General features: G+C 69.4%; 12 protein-coding genes and 3 pseudogenes. 10 read left to right on the top strand and 5 right to left on the bottom strand.

The window, feature by feature from the left end; genetic code table 11:
* Positions 1–68 precede the first annotated feature (68 nt).
* From OG429_RS01320 to OG429_RS41330, 3 genes and pseudogenes are all read right to left on the bottom strand, one after another.
* The gene (locus OG429_RS01320) at positions 69–230 is read right to left on the bottom strand and encodes a hypothetical protein (protein WP_031140725.1); all 162 of its coding nucleotides are present in this window, start codon (positions 228–230) and stop codon (positions 69–71) included.
* 562 nt (positions 231–792) lie between these two features.
* Positions 793–1,020 (bottom strand): DUF6479 family protein, encoded by a 228-nt coding sequence (locus tag OG429_RS01315; RefSeq protein WP_328923414.1) that lies wholly within the window; start codon positions 1,018–1,020, stop codon positions 793–795.
* Between the two features lie 1,148 nt (positions 1,021–2,168).
* A pseudogene (locus OG429_RS41330) lies at positions 2,169–2,258 on the bottom strand (transposase); the annotation flags it as partial.
* 160 nt (positions 2,259–2,418) lie between these two features.
* Between OG429_RS41330 and OG429_RS01310 the strand changes: the two are divergent.
* From OG429_RS01310 to OG429_RS01300, 3 genes are read left to right on the top strand one after another with little or no spacing between them, the layout of a single operon-like run.
* A complete protein-coding gene (locus tag OG429_RS01310; RefSeq protein WP_328923413.1) occupies positions 2,419–3,105 on the top strand; it encodes a HemK2/MTQ2 family protein methyltransferase in 687 nt (228 codons plus the stop codon).
* Positions 3,089–3,349 carry a CDGSH iron-sulfur domain-containing protein gene (locus OG429_RS01305; RefSeq protein WP_328923412.1) on the top strand — a complete coding sequence of 87 codons (261 nt, stop codon included), beginning with the start codon at positions 3,089–3,091 and terminating at the stop codon, positions 3,347–3,349. Before OG429_RS01310 ends, OG429_RS01305 begins: the two co-directional genes overlap by 17 nt.
* Entirely contained in the window at positions 3,346–4,443 is a 1,098-nt protein-coding gene (locus tag OG429_RS01300; RefSeq protein WP_328923411.1) for an iron-containing redox enzyme family protein, read from the top strand. The genes OG429_RS01305 and OG429_RS01300 overlap by 4 nt, the downstream gene beginning before the upstream one ends.
* A 183-nt stretch (positions 4,444–4,626) precedes the next feature.
* Here the strand turns inward: OG429_RS01300 and OG429_RS01295 are convergent, their stop codons facing one another.
* A complete protein-coding gene (locus tag OG429_RS01295; RefSeq protein ID WP_328923410.1) occupies positions 4,627–4,836 on the bottom strand; it encodes a hypothetical protein in 210 nt (69 codons plus the stop codon).
* 94 nt (positions 4,837–4,930) lie between these two features.
* On the opposite strand from OG429_RS01295, the pseudogene OG429_RS01290 reads away from it, so the two are divergent.
* Both OG429_RS01290 and OG429_RS01285 read left to right on the top strand, forming a co-directional pair.
* Positions 4,931–5,272, top strand: a pseudogene (locus OG429_RS01290) (SpoIIE family protein phosphatase); the annotation flags it as partial.
* 141 nt (positions 5,273–5,413) lie between these two features.
* Positions 5,414–5,677 (top strand): DUF5133 domain-containing protein, encoded by a 264-nt coding sequence (locus OG429_RS01285; RefSeq protein ID WP_405680671.1) that lies wholly within the window; start codon positions 5,414–5,416, stop codon positions 5,675–5,677.
* A 72-nt stretch (positions 5,678–5,749) separates the two neighbouring features.
* Here OG429_RS01285 and OG429_RS01280 read toward each other — a convergent pair whose 3' ends face one another.
* Positions 5,750–6,016, bottom strand: coding sequence for a protealysin inhibitor emfourin (locus tag OG429_RS01280; protein WP_328923408.1), 267 nt, complete (start codon positions 6,014–6,016; stop codon positions 5,750–5,752).
* A 285-nt stretch (positions 6,017–6,301) separates the two neighbouring features.
* Here OG429_RS01280 and OG429_RS01275 point away from each other — a divergent pair, with 285 nt between their 5' ends.
* The 5 genes and pseudogenes from OG429_RS01275 to OG429_RS01255 all read left to right on the top strand — a co-directional run bounded on the left by OG429_RS01275 (position 6,302) and on the right by OG429_RS01255 (position 12,219).
* The gene (locus OG429_RS01275) at positions 6,302–7,495 is read left to right on the top strand and encodes a PP2C family protein-serine/threonine phosphatase (RefSeq protein WP_328930123.1); all 1,194 of its coding nucleotides are present in this window, start codon (positions 6,302–6,304) and stop codon (positions 7,493–7,495) included.
* Between the two features lie 911 nt (positions 7,496–8,406).
* The gene (locus OG429_RS01270; RefSeq protein ID WP_328923407.1) at positions 8,407–8,865 is read left to right on the top strand and encodes a hypothetical protein; all 459 of its coding nucleotides are present in this window, start codon (positions 8,407–8,409) and stop codon (positions 8,863–8,865) included.
* Positions 8,866–8,947: 82 nt separating this feature from the next.
* Positions 8,948–9,652 (top strand): DUF6766 family protein, encoded by a 705-nt coding sequence (locus OG429_RS01265; protein WP_328923406.1) that lies wholly within the window; start codon positions 8,948–8,950, stop codon positions 9,650–9,652.
* Positions 9,653–10,003: 351 nt separating this feature from the next.
* Positions 10,004–10,662: pseudogene (locus OG429_RS01260) on the top strand (prolyl oligopeptidase family serine peptidase); the annotation flags it as partial.
* Positions 10,663–10,752: 90 nt separating this feature from the next.
* A complete protein-coding gene (locus OG429_RS01255) occupies positions 10,753–12,219 on the top strand; it encodes an aminotransferase class I/II-fold pyridoxal phosphate-dependent enzyme (protein ID WP_328923405.1) in 1,467 nt (488 codons plus the stop codon).
* Positions 12,220–12,320 lie beyond the last annotated feature (101 nt).

The raw sequence follows: 12,320 nt of genomic DNA, 5'->3' as shown, positions 1-12,320 counted from the left end.
GGTCACCCCCCAGAAAGGGGTGACCCGGCCACCGCCATGCGGTGTCAGAACTGCGCTTTGTCGTACCGCTACCAGCGATACCAGCGGCCACTACCGCCCTTGGGGCGGGCGACGAAACCGATCAGCCACAGGATCAGGACTGCGATGGCCACCCACCAGAGAATCTTCACCGCGAAACCCGCGCCGAAGAGGATCAGGGCCAGCAGGAGAACGAGAAGCAGGGGAACCATAGTTGTCAACCTCCGAAGCGCCGTGTGCCCGACCGCACCCAGGATATGCATTCGATTCTTATTTGTTTCTTATCCTGGTGGCTGGGCAGGAGAACTTGCCTGTATTCCGCGAAGGCGCTTCGACGGAGCCACGTCGGGGCCGATGCGCCTGGGGAGACCGTCTTTACGCTGCTTGGCCCAATCGGCCAACCGGGGAAGCGTCCTTCGGGCAGAACATCCTCCGTGGACAGCAGTCACGAGATGGATCCGGCACACCAGGTTCCGGACGGCGTCGACCAGAAGACGGTGCGCGCTCTGGTGCGCTTTCGGAGGTGCTGGAAACCACGGAGCGGGCACGTGGTCACCTCTGCGGGTTCCACCAGTTGACCGGGACCGCGGACTTCAAGTTCGGCGACGCGGTCCCATCTGATCTTGGGAGCGCTGCCGCATAGGAGGCTGACGCTTCAGTCGATCTGCCCCCGGTGAACCCATTGCCTCTCGCGAGGGAACGAGGTGGGGCCCTAATTTTCTTTTGGCCGTTCCGAGTCGTCTGACCAGTCGGTCCGGCCCGTCCCGTTCACGGTCAGGGATACTCCTGGTCCTTTTTATCGCGCGCATGCTCTTCCGGGGTCTGCCAGGAGTCCTCGCGGCGCTGTGCGACAGGATTCTGCTCGGCCGACGGTGCCTCCCGGCGCCTGCGTCGGCTCCCATACCAAAATGCCCCGATCAAAAGGACGACCAGGACCACTCCGGCAAACATGAGGAAGAGGGAGGCCTGGCCTTCGGCCGCGAGTGTTTCGATAGCAGTCATGCGCGGCTCCTACCCGAGATCCACCGACATACCAGATGCCAACGGGTTTATATCGGACGGTGTGCATGCGCGGCGTACCCCCAGCGGACGGCGTAGGCGTGTCGCCATCTTGGCCGATCCCTTGTTTCGGACGAGCGATCCGAGCGTGGGCCGGGTGCACGGGCGTGGGGTGGTCGGCCGCGCCGCCCGGCGCTGCGAAGTCTGGAGGCGTTGGTGGACACGGAGAAGCGGAAGATCGCCGACACGGTATCGCCGAACTGACCACGCACACCTGGTTCGAGGAGAAGATTTTCTGTCCGGCCACCCGGGACGGCGCCCGACACCAAGGGCCACGTCCTAAGAGCATCGAGGAGCACCACTTCGTGCTGTGGACGCTTTCTGAGCTCAAGGACCTGGACGTGGTCGTGCGCGGTTCGACGCCAAGATGAGCGTATTGATGGAGAACGTCCGCCACCACGTTGAGGAGGAGGAGAAGGGGTGGTTCCCCGACGTCCGCAAGGCTATGGGTCGCAACCGCATCACTGAACTCGGCGAGTAGAGGGAGGCGGCGAAGAAGAAGGCTCCGGGCGAGCCCTGTGCCGTCCCGAGCGGCAAGCACTGACTGCGGGCCCGGCCAGCTCGTTCAGCTGAAGGCCTCCGGCGCGGGGACGACGCGGACCGCCATGATGATCTCCACCATGCGCAGGGCGGCGTCGACCAGGTCCAGCGTCCCAGCAGGTATGCGAGGGGGATGGGGCCGAGCGGTTCCGGCCTTGGCGTCGCGGGTGCCGTAGGCATCGTCGCCCGCTGGGGGTCACCAGCGATGAGCAGGAAGTCGAATTCGACGGACCGGCCGGTGGCGTAGGTCCGCTGGATGTTGATCGGCCGCCGTCAGGGTCGAGAGTACCGCCGGTAGGGGCGATGACGAGCGGCACCATGCCGGCGTCCAGGATGGCCGCGCCGGGAGGGGCCTACGCCGCCCATCAGCCTCCGCGTCGGCGATGATGCCGATCACGCGTCCGTCGGTCGGCCAGGTCCCCGCCCATCTGGGAGTGGGCCGGGCTGGGGACGGGCGCGGCGAGCGCTTCGGTGGCCGCGAGGGCCGGCAGGCCGAGTCCAGTGGCGACCTGCTCGCACAGTTCCGTGCCGATATTCGCGAGGACCTGGAGGGCCCGCCCGCGGTCTTCCAGGCCGTGGCGGAAGTCAGCGTTCGCGCCGTAACCCGCGTCCGCAACCAGGGCTGCGGGCCGAAGCCCGCTTCAGTTCGCTGTCCAAATTTCGAGGAATGGCGGCGCGTTTTTGGTCTGATCCTCCGAAGATCGACGCTCCTTCGGATGGGGCGCCCGGGGGAGGGCAGGCGCAGTACCTCATCAATCGCTGTGACTCGCTCGGCGACCCACGGTGAAATCGGAGGTACGGGTGCCCAGTACTGCTCTCTCCTTGGCCACGCTGCCCGGCGGCCTGGTTGCCCTACCAGGCGTTTACCAGCCTCAGTCGGACACCCGGCTGCTCGCCTCGGCCCTCGCCCATGAGGACCTCGGGCCCCGTACCGAGGTCCTGGAGATCGGTACGGGCACCGGCGCTCTGGCCCTGCACGCTGCGATCAGGGGCGCCCAGGTCACGGCGGTCGACGTGTCCTGGCCCGCGGTGGCGACGGCCCGGCTGAACGCCTGGATGCACCGTCTTCCGTTGCGCGTCCGGCACGGGGATTTCGAGGCACGCACCAGGGGACGGCGGTTCGACGTTGTCTTCTCGAACCCCCCGTACGTACCCGCCCCGGACAACCGACTGCCCTCGCGCGGGCCGGAACGGGCCTGGGACGCCGGACTCGACGGGCGCGCGGTCATAGACCGGATCTGCGCGTACGCCCCGGCCCTGCTGCGGCCCAGCGGAATCCTGCTCGTGGTGCACTCGGGGATGTGCGGTGCCGACGAAACCCTCGATCGGCTGGTGGGGGCAGGCCTGGCCGCTGAGGTCACGGCGACGGCATCGGTGCCGTGGGGCCCTGTCCTGCGGTCGCGACGATCTTGGCTGGAACGGCAGGGCCTGGCGGCCGAAGCCGAGGAACGGGAAGAACTGGTGGTCATCCGTGCCCAGAAACCCTGACCCCACCCAGTGCCGGGTCGCCGTCACGGCGGACCCCCGGCGGGTGGCCGTGGAGCCCGAGGGCCCGGTCCTTGTGGAGGGCCCGGTCGAGATCGTCATGGACGACGGGACGGTCGCCCGGTCCGACCGCTTCATGGTCGCCGTGTGCACCTGCCGCCGCAGTCGTACGTACCCGTGGTGCGACACCAGCCACCGTCGCCGCGAACGAGCCGCGTCACTGCCCGAGAGCAGGAACCCCGAATGACCCCTCCCAGCCCGACCAGCGCCGCGACCGCCGCCGGCCCCCGTCTCGTCCAGGGACGGGGCGAACTCTCCGACGCCGTCCTGCGGGCCCTGCGTACGGGAACCCCGCCGGTATACGCGCCTGGCGCCGTACTCAAGGCCAACCCGTGGGGGGACGACCTCCAGCTCGCCCTCTACCTGCTGTACGAACTGCATTACCGCGGCTTCGAGGAGGTGGATGACGCACGAGAATGGGACCCCGACTTGCTGCGCCTGCGCCAGGCCATGGAAGCCCGCTTCCTGCACGCCCTGCGCACCGAGCTGTCCGACGCGCCCCGGAACGTCGAGGACGCCTTCGCCCCCCTGCTTGTCGAACCCGTCGACCTCTCCGACAGCCTCAGCCACCACCTCGAAACCGAAGGCGAGCTCTGGCAGTTGCGCGAGTACGCCGCCCTGCGCTCCCTTTACCACCTCAAGGAGGCCGACCCGCACCTCTGGGTCGTCCCCCGTCTCACCGGCCGCGCGAAGGCGGCGATGGTGGCCATCGAGTACGACGAGTTCGGCGCCGGCCGCGCCGACCGTATCCACGCACAGCTCTTCGCCGACCTCATGACCGACCTCGACCTGGATCCCGCCTACGGCCGCTACCTGGAGCAGGCCCCGGCGCAGCTGCTCGCCACGGTGAACCTGATGTCCCTCTTCGGGCTGTACCGGGCACTGCGCGGAGCGCTCGTCGGTCACTTCGCATGCGTCGAGGTCACCTCGTCACCCGGCTCCCGCCGCCTGGCCAAGGCCATGCGACGCTGCGGGGCCGGTCCGGCAGCCGAGCACTTCTACGCCGAGCACGTCGAGGCCGACGCCGTCCACGAGCAGGTCGTACGCCGCGAAGTCATCGGCGGCCTCCTCGCCGACGAACCGGACCTCGAAGAGGACATCGCGTTGGGCTGCGCGGCGACCGTCCTGCTCGAAGACCGTCTCGCGAGCCACATCCGCGAAGCCTGGGACCACGAACGCAGCGCACTGCGCACGCCCCTGCCCACTACGGCGCACGGAGCCATCAGCACGGAGCGGCGCATCGGCCGCAGACCCGGCGCGCCGCTTCCACGTCCGGCGTGATGCGTAGGGTCCCCGCCGCTCCGCTGAGCTCCAAGAACCGGAGCAGACCGGAGTCGGCGCAGGCGACCCCCGAGACGTCGACGATCGTCGGTACGGCCCGGGGGCCTGCGCCTCGGCGAGGGCGCCTGTGGAATGGCGCCACGGTCCCGTTGCCGAACTCCCCGGGGCATACCAGTCCGCCGATCATGCGGTCGTCAGCGGCCGACTGGTACGGGGCGCTGAGGGGTTCAGGTCGGGCGCATACGGCGGCAGGCGGACGGCGGTGAGCCAGTCGTGCTCGGCCTCATACCGCTTCAGCCCGGCGGCCACCACGGCGATGACGAGCGGGTCCGCGAAGCCATAGCGCACCTCCACGAACGCGGGAACGGCGCCCGCACACAGCGCCGACTGCACGCCGACGGGCGGACTCTTGCGTCCCTCGTCACCCGATGTGCGGAGATGACGATCAAGCCGTGAGGTGCCGCGTCGACGCGGGCAGGACCTTGGCTGCGGGGACCAGCTGGAACCCAGTGACCGGCTGGTGTTCTACACGGACGGCATCGCCGAAGCCCGCCGGGCCGGCAACGAGGAATTCGGCCTGGCCCGCTTGACCGACTTCCTCATCCACCACCACGCCGCTGGCCTGCCCGTCCCCGAAACCCTGCGCCGCCTCATCCACGCCGTTCTCGAACACGACGACGGCCACCTCCAGGACGGCGCCACCGTCCTGTTCGGCGAATGGCTCGGTCCCGTCCCACAGCCGACCGGGCGGGCGGCAGCCCTGGCCGGCCTTCCTCCGACCGATCCCGCCGCAAGCCGACGACCCCGCATGGAACTGCCGGTCAGCTGACCTCCCGGTGACCGCCTGGGAGGTGCGGGAAGGTTTCGCGACCACGCCTGTGGCGCATGGGACCCCCGGGCCGGGGCAGGCGACGCGTCGGGGGCGGCAGGCCGCCTGTGACTGTGACGTGTGTGAAGGAGCGAGATCGTGATGATGACTCACCCCGCGGTGCTGGCACGTCTGGTGGAGGAGTACGAGATGGGGTCGGAGCTCCAGGCCGCAGGCCCTGACGAACAGGTGCGGCAGCGGATGGAGGACGTGGTCTACACGCTGTGCGTGTCGACCGGGACCCGTGACATCGACGCCGCGCTGGCCGCGGCGCGGGAGCGGCTGCGTACCGCATGGCTCGGTGAACCGGGTGACGTGGTGGCGGCGGCCCAGGACGGTCGGACCGTGCGTGGTACGGCGGGATAGTCCGCACTGCCGTACCGGTCCCGGTCGGGCCGGTACGGCACCGCCCGGCTGATGGCCGGGTGTTCTGGCCGCTCAGGCGGCAGCGGCCAGAACAGCGTCGATCAGCTGCCGCTGGTCCTCGGTGAGGTACGGATCCTGTAATTCCACCAGCTTGCTGTCGATGCGGATGACGTAGCGAAAGCCGTCCGGAACGGGGGCCTGCCCCGCGGGGCCCTCACCACTGAGCACGAGCTCGGCCAGCCGTTCCAGCTCGGGCCCGTCGGCGCGGCACTCCGTTTCCAGGGAAGCAGTCCGCTCCCCGCCCGCGAACCCGCCGGTGCGTGTGACGGTGATCAGCATGGTGAGACCTCCTTGAAGAGAACACCGCCTGGTCGGTCGTTCGGCCGACGCCCGGCCGGAGGCGGCGCATGGCTGTGGTCGGCCTTCGCCTGCCCGCAAAAGCCGCACACGTGCGTCTGCGCGCACATCGAGCGCAAAATGTCCGAAAGACGCCCTGCCGCACCCGCGCGTCCACGGTCGCCCACCCGCCGACGCGCCTGCCGATGCAGCTCTGCCCTGCCTGAGGTGGACTTGAAGGAGCGAAAGGGCGCGGTTTGTCCTGGGGCAGTGGATGCGGAGGTTGATGTGGCGCGTGATCGGATCGGACTGGCTGAGGTGCTGGCGGCGGCAGAGGATGCCGCGCCGGTGGGCTCCCTTGACGTCGTCGCGCGCAATCTGCGTGACCGGTTCGGTGCGCGGTATGTGTCGTTCCTGTACGTCGACGTCGTCGGCCGACGTCTCCTGCGCGTCCACGACACGGCGGCCAGGCATCAGGAGGAGCGCGCCGCGCAGGTTTCCCTCGCCAGCAGCAGCGCATACGACGAGGTCCTGCGGACCCAGAAGCCGGTGTTGGCACCGGAGGGCGAGCAGGGGCAGCGGTTGCTCGTTCCTGTCGCCAACCGAGGCGACACCATCGGCGTCCTGGAACTGTTCCTCACCCAGGTCGCGCCGGATGTGCAGAAGCAGGTCGAAGAGGCTGCGCACGCGCTGGCGTACATCATCGTCACCGACCGCCGCTTCACCGACCTCTACCACTGGGGCAATCGCACCACCTCGGTCAGCCTGGCCGCGGAAATCCAGCGCCAGCTCCTGCCTTCGGCGCCCTCCTGCGATGCCGCCGAGTTCGCTCTCGCCGGCGCCCTGGTCCCGGCCTCCGACATCGCAGGTGACACCTACGACTACAGCCTCGACAACGACACCCTGCACTTGTCCATCACCGACGCCATGGGGCACGACGTGAATGCCTCGCTCATGGCCACCCTTCTGGTCAACGCCTCCCGAGGCGCGCGCCGCGCGGGAACGGACCGTGCCGAACAGGCCCGCCAGACGCACCAAGCCCTCCTCGACCACGGTCGGCACACCTTCGCCACCGGCCAGCTGCTGCGCATTGCCCTGGACGGCACCAGCGCCCAGCTCGTCAACGCCGGCCACCCCTGGCCCGTGCGGCTGCGCGACGGCGCAGTCGATGAGCTGCACCTGGCTGTGAACATGCCCTTCGGTATGCCCCACCAAGGCCCCTACCAGGTCCAAGACCTCGACCTGCGCCCCGGTGACCGCCTCGTGCTCTACACCGATGGCGTGCAGGAACGCGAAGCCGAAGCAGTCGACCTGCCCGGCCTCATCCGTAAGACGGCGACCGAGCATGCGCGCGAGGTCGTGCGCACTCTGGTCGCCGCGGTCAGCGACGCCTACGACGGCCGACCGCCGAGAGACGATGCCACCGTCCTGTGCCTGGACTGGTACGGCTCCCCATCCGGAAGCCGCCGCGCGAGCACCTGAGCCGACGCCTGGCACGGCAGTACCACCGTGGGGCGTTTGCCGGATTTCTCCTCCTCGGATCAGGCAAGGTGCCCTGGAGAACCCTGGCGGAAGGAGGAGGTAAGGATGTACCCGCACTTGATCGGCCCCTGCCCGGCAGCGGGCAGCCCACAGCGCCAGCACGCGATGCCACCCGAGCCTTCCTTCACCACGCCGCGCGCATACGGCCACCCGCCGAACCCGGGAACCACGACGCCGTACTCCTGGTCGCCAACGCCATTCGCCACACCCGGGACGCCCGCGTAGCGAAGGGTTGCCGTGTTGATCTCCCGTTGCTCCCTCTTGTGCTGCAGAGCGGCAAGGGAGCCTTCGGAAAGGCCGGTTGGGCTGCTCGCGGGGGACTTACCTCGGTGCTGGTCAGGCCCTGGCGATCAGGCTTCCGCGCCGGGCAGGCCAGGTCGGCTCTGCTGGGGTCCCTGCCCGTTCGGGCAGCCGTGTGGAGCTACGTCGGGGGCCACACGGCTGTCACACGAACCGCGCTGCGGGTGCCGTGTCCCGGCCGACCGGGGGCCGGAGCCGTGGCGATCGCACGGACCGTCAGGGCCGGGGAAGACGCCCCGTACGCCGCCTGCGGCGCGTACGGAGTGTACGACCGGCATGTACAGGGTCGGCCAGACGCCCGCGCACCGCGGTGAGGGAATGGACGGTACGCAGACGGCCACACTCCTGGCCGTGACCACGTTGTTCAGCGCCCTCGCCGTCCGCACGGCTCAGCGCGACATACACAGCGCTGTCGGAGTGCCTGTGGGTCCGTCCTCCCGTCGAGGCCCGGCGCATCTGGCGACCGGGGGCCGGTCGAGTGGTGTGCGGGGAACGGGACGGATGCGCGGGCATACGTAGGGAGCCGTGGTTCTTGCGTGAGGAGAAGTCGCGTGAAGCCGATCCTCCTGTCCGGAGCGGGTGTGCTGGTGAGACCGGCGATGGCAAGGGCCGCTCGCGCCGTCGTGTGCGCAGGTGCCGTCGGTGTGTTCGCCGGCGGGTGCGGGGCATCCGCGGCCCGGGTGGACGGGGCACGGGCCGCAGGTGAACGGTTCGAGCGAGCTCTGGCATCCGGAAACCACGAGGCGGCCTGCCGGCTGCTGGCACCCGAGACGAGCGGGCAGCTGGAGCAGGACGAAGGAAAGACGTGCCGAGAGGCGGTGGGGGCGGAGGAGCTGCCGATGGCGGGGGCGGTCCGCACGACCGAGGTGTACGGGCGTCAAGCCATGCTGAGACTCGTCGGCGACACGCTGTTCCTGTCACAGTTCAGCGGTGGATGGAAGGTCGTTGCGGCCGGCTGCACCCCGCAGGGGGAGCAGCAGCCCTACCGGTGTGTGCTGAAGGGCGGCTGAGTGTGCGCTTCCTCTTCGTGACCTGTCTCGTGGTGGTGGTGGGCGGGCTCGGCTACTTCATCGCGATCGGGGCGATGCAGCGATGAGTGACGACATGCACGGGAAACCCCGACGGAGCGGGTTCTGGCGGGACAACAGCCTCACCCTGGCGTTCGGGATCGCGTTCCTGCTGGTCCTGGTGGGGCAGGCCGTCGCCGGACACGCCGAATTCAATGACCAGTTGACCGTCGACGGCCTGCAGCCGATCAGCCTGGGCGAGTACGTGACGACCTCCGATTTCGCCGTGGACGTCTCCGAGAACTGGCAGTCGGAGTTCCTGCAGTTCTTCCTCTACATCTTCGGCACCGTGTGGCTGGTCCAGCGGGGCTCACCCGAGTCCAAGGAACTCCACAAGATCGGTACCGAGTCGGACGAGCAGCAACACCTGGGCGACCACGCCAAGAAGGACTCGCCCCGTTGGGCGGGCACGAAGGACTGGCGCCAGCGGCTGTACTCGCGCTCGCTGGGTGTCGTGATGGGGTGCCTTTTCCTTGCATCCTGGTCCGCGCAGTCGATCGCGGGCACGTCGGCGTACGACGAGCAGCGGCTGCGGCAGCTCGAGCCTCCCGTGGGCTGGGGCACGTACCTGACCCTCCCGGACTTCTGGAGCCGCACCCTGCAGAACTGGCAGTCCGAGCTCCTGGCGGTCGCCGCCATGGTCATCCTCTCCGTCTACCTCCGCCAGCGCGGCTCACCCGAATCCAAGCCGGTGGGCTCCGCCCACACGTCGACCGGCGTCGAGGGCTGACGCATCCGGCCCGCGCCGACTCCGGCATCGGCAGTGCGGACCCTGGGGCGGCGAGGAAGGGCGACCGCTTCAGGGGCGCTCGGGTGAGCAGACGCCTCATACGTCGATGGCCTGTTCGAGCCGGCCCGCCCATCGTTGGTCGAAGTGGCACAGGAATGGGGTGATGGCGTACGACGGCCGGCGACCGGACTTCTCCGCGGGTGGCAGAGGGTCATGGTCGCAGGGCGCTGAGGCGCTGGGGCATCGTCGCTTGAAGATCATCGACCTTTCCGGGCGCGGCGCCCAGCGTCACTCAGGACACCGACCGGCGCTTCGCGCTCTCCCTGCCCGCCCTGTTGGCGGGCTGAGGCGGCGGTGCACGACGCGCTGCGCACGGCGGTGCGGCGGCGCACGGTCGCGGACGTCCCCGTGGGCGTGCTCCTGTCCGGCGGGCTGGACTCCAGCCTGATCGGGGCGTGGGACGCCGACCTCGGCGCCGGCCGGCTCGCGGCGATCGTCGACGTCGCCGACTGCGCCGCACATTGTGGTTTCGCTCGGGTACGCGGACCCCTGAGGCTGGGGGTGATGGGCCGCTCGTACGGCGGCTACGCGGCTACCTCACCATGGCCTCCCTCGTGTGGCATCCGGACCTCTTCCGGGCCGGGTCTCGCGGTCTGCGGGGATGTCGGGCTTCGCCACGTCCTTCGCCGGTACGGAGGCGTGGATCGCGCAGTCCGCAGCAGCCAAGCACGGGCACCCCGAACACGACCGGGAACCGCTGCCCGCCCTGTCCCCGATGAGCCGCATCGATCAGCTCAGCGCCCCTGTGCTGGCCGTCCACGGCGAACACGATACGAACGTGCCGTCGACGGAGTCCGAGCAGTTCGTCCGCGCGGCGCGACCGCGGCGTGCCGGCATGGCAGCTGATGTTGCGCAACGACGGGCACGAATTCCTGCGGGCGGACAACCGGAGGCTCTACCGGCGCGCTGCCGCGCACTGGCTGGAGCAGCATCTCGGTCCAGCCCGGTGACCAGGTCCGCCAGGAGCGAGCGCCATGTGCTGCGGCGCGCTCACCGCCGGATGTCCGTTTTCTCCGACGGCCACGGGGCAGGCGCGGGGCATGGACCAGTCGAAGGCACCAGTACTCGATGCGTTGGCCGCCTACCACGAAAGCGGTCAGACCCCGTTCACGCCCCCGGGCCACAAACAGGGACGGGGCGCCGACCCCAGGGTGCGGGCCGTGCTCGGCGAAGCGGTGTTCCGGTCCGACGTCCTCGCCACCAGCGGCCTGGACGACCGTACGTCGTCCCAAGGCGTCCTGGAGGAAGCGCAAGCGCTCATGGCCGATGCCGTCGGCGCGGACCACGCGTTCTTCTCCACCTGCGGCAGCTCCCTGTCGGTGAAGTCGGCCATGCTGTCCGTCGCCGGACCGCACGAGATGCTGCTGGTCGGCCGGGACGCCCACAAATCCGTCGTGTCGGGGCTGATCCTCTCAGGCATCAAACCCGTCTGGGTGGAGCCGCAGTGGGATGCCGAGCGCCACCTCGCCCATCCGCCGTCCGCCGAGGCCTTCGAGGCGGCGTTCGCCGAGCACCCCGACGCCTGCGGCGCGCTGGTGACCACACCGACCCCCTACGGCACCTGCTCGGATCTGGCTGCCATTGCCGAGGTCTGCCACCGCCGGGATCGCCCCTTGATCGTCGACGAGGCATGGGGCGCCCACCTGCCCTTCCACCCGGACCTTCCGACCTGGGCCATGGACGCCGGAGCCGACGTGTGCGTCACCTCGGTGCACAAGATGGGCTCCGGCCTGGAGCAGAGTTCCGTGTTCCACCTTCAGGGCGACCTGGTCAAACCCGAGGTGCTCAAGAGCCGTGAGGACCTGCTGGGGACCACCAGCCCCTCGTCGCTCGTATATGCCGCACTGGACGGCTGGCGCCGGCAGATGGTCGAACACGGCGAGGCCCTCTATGACCAGGCACTCGCCCTCGCTCAGAAGACCCGCGACCGCATCTCCCGCATCGGCGGCATGCATGTGCACGGCCGCGACGACTTCTGCGGACCCGGCCGGGCGGCGGACATGGACCCCCTCCAGATCATCATCGACATTGGCGCGTGGGAGGTCACCGGCTACCGCGCTGCCGACTGGCTGCGGGAGAAGCACCGCATCAACCTCCACATCGCCGACCACCGCCGCATCAGCGCACAGCTCACCCACGCCGACGACAGCGACACGGCCGAGGTGCTCCTGACGGCCCTGAACGACCTGGCCGCGCATGCAGCGGAGCTTCGGACGGGGCAGCCCGTGGAGGTCCCGCCGCCGTCGAGGTTGAGGTTGGAGCAGGCGGCGCTGCCCCGTGACGCCTTCTTCGGTCGAACGGAGCAGGTTCCCTGGCAGGAGGCGGACGGCCGGATCGCGGCCGAAATGCTGACCCCGTACCCGCCGGGTATCCCGGCGGCCCTGCCCGGCGAGCGCCTCACCAAGGATGTCCTGCGTTACCTGCGGACCGGGGTGGAGGCCGGCATGGTCGTGCCGGACGCGGTCGACACGGAGGCCACGAGCGTTCGGGTGTTCCGAGAAGAGTGACCACGGCGCGGAGCGGGTAACGCCGTCGAAAAGTAAAGCGCTCGCGGATATCCGCCTGCCAACGGTCTCCTGGTAGATATGGAAGTCTTGGCACGGCGAGC

This window comes from Streptomyces sp. NBC_00190 (assembly GCF_036203305.1).
Lineage (GTDB): Bacteria > Actinomycetota > Actinomycetes > Streptomycetales > Streptomycetaceae > Streptomyces.
The sequence above is the reverse complement of the archived record's forward strand: the minus strand, read 5'-3'. Positions and strand labels throughout refer to the sequence as shown.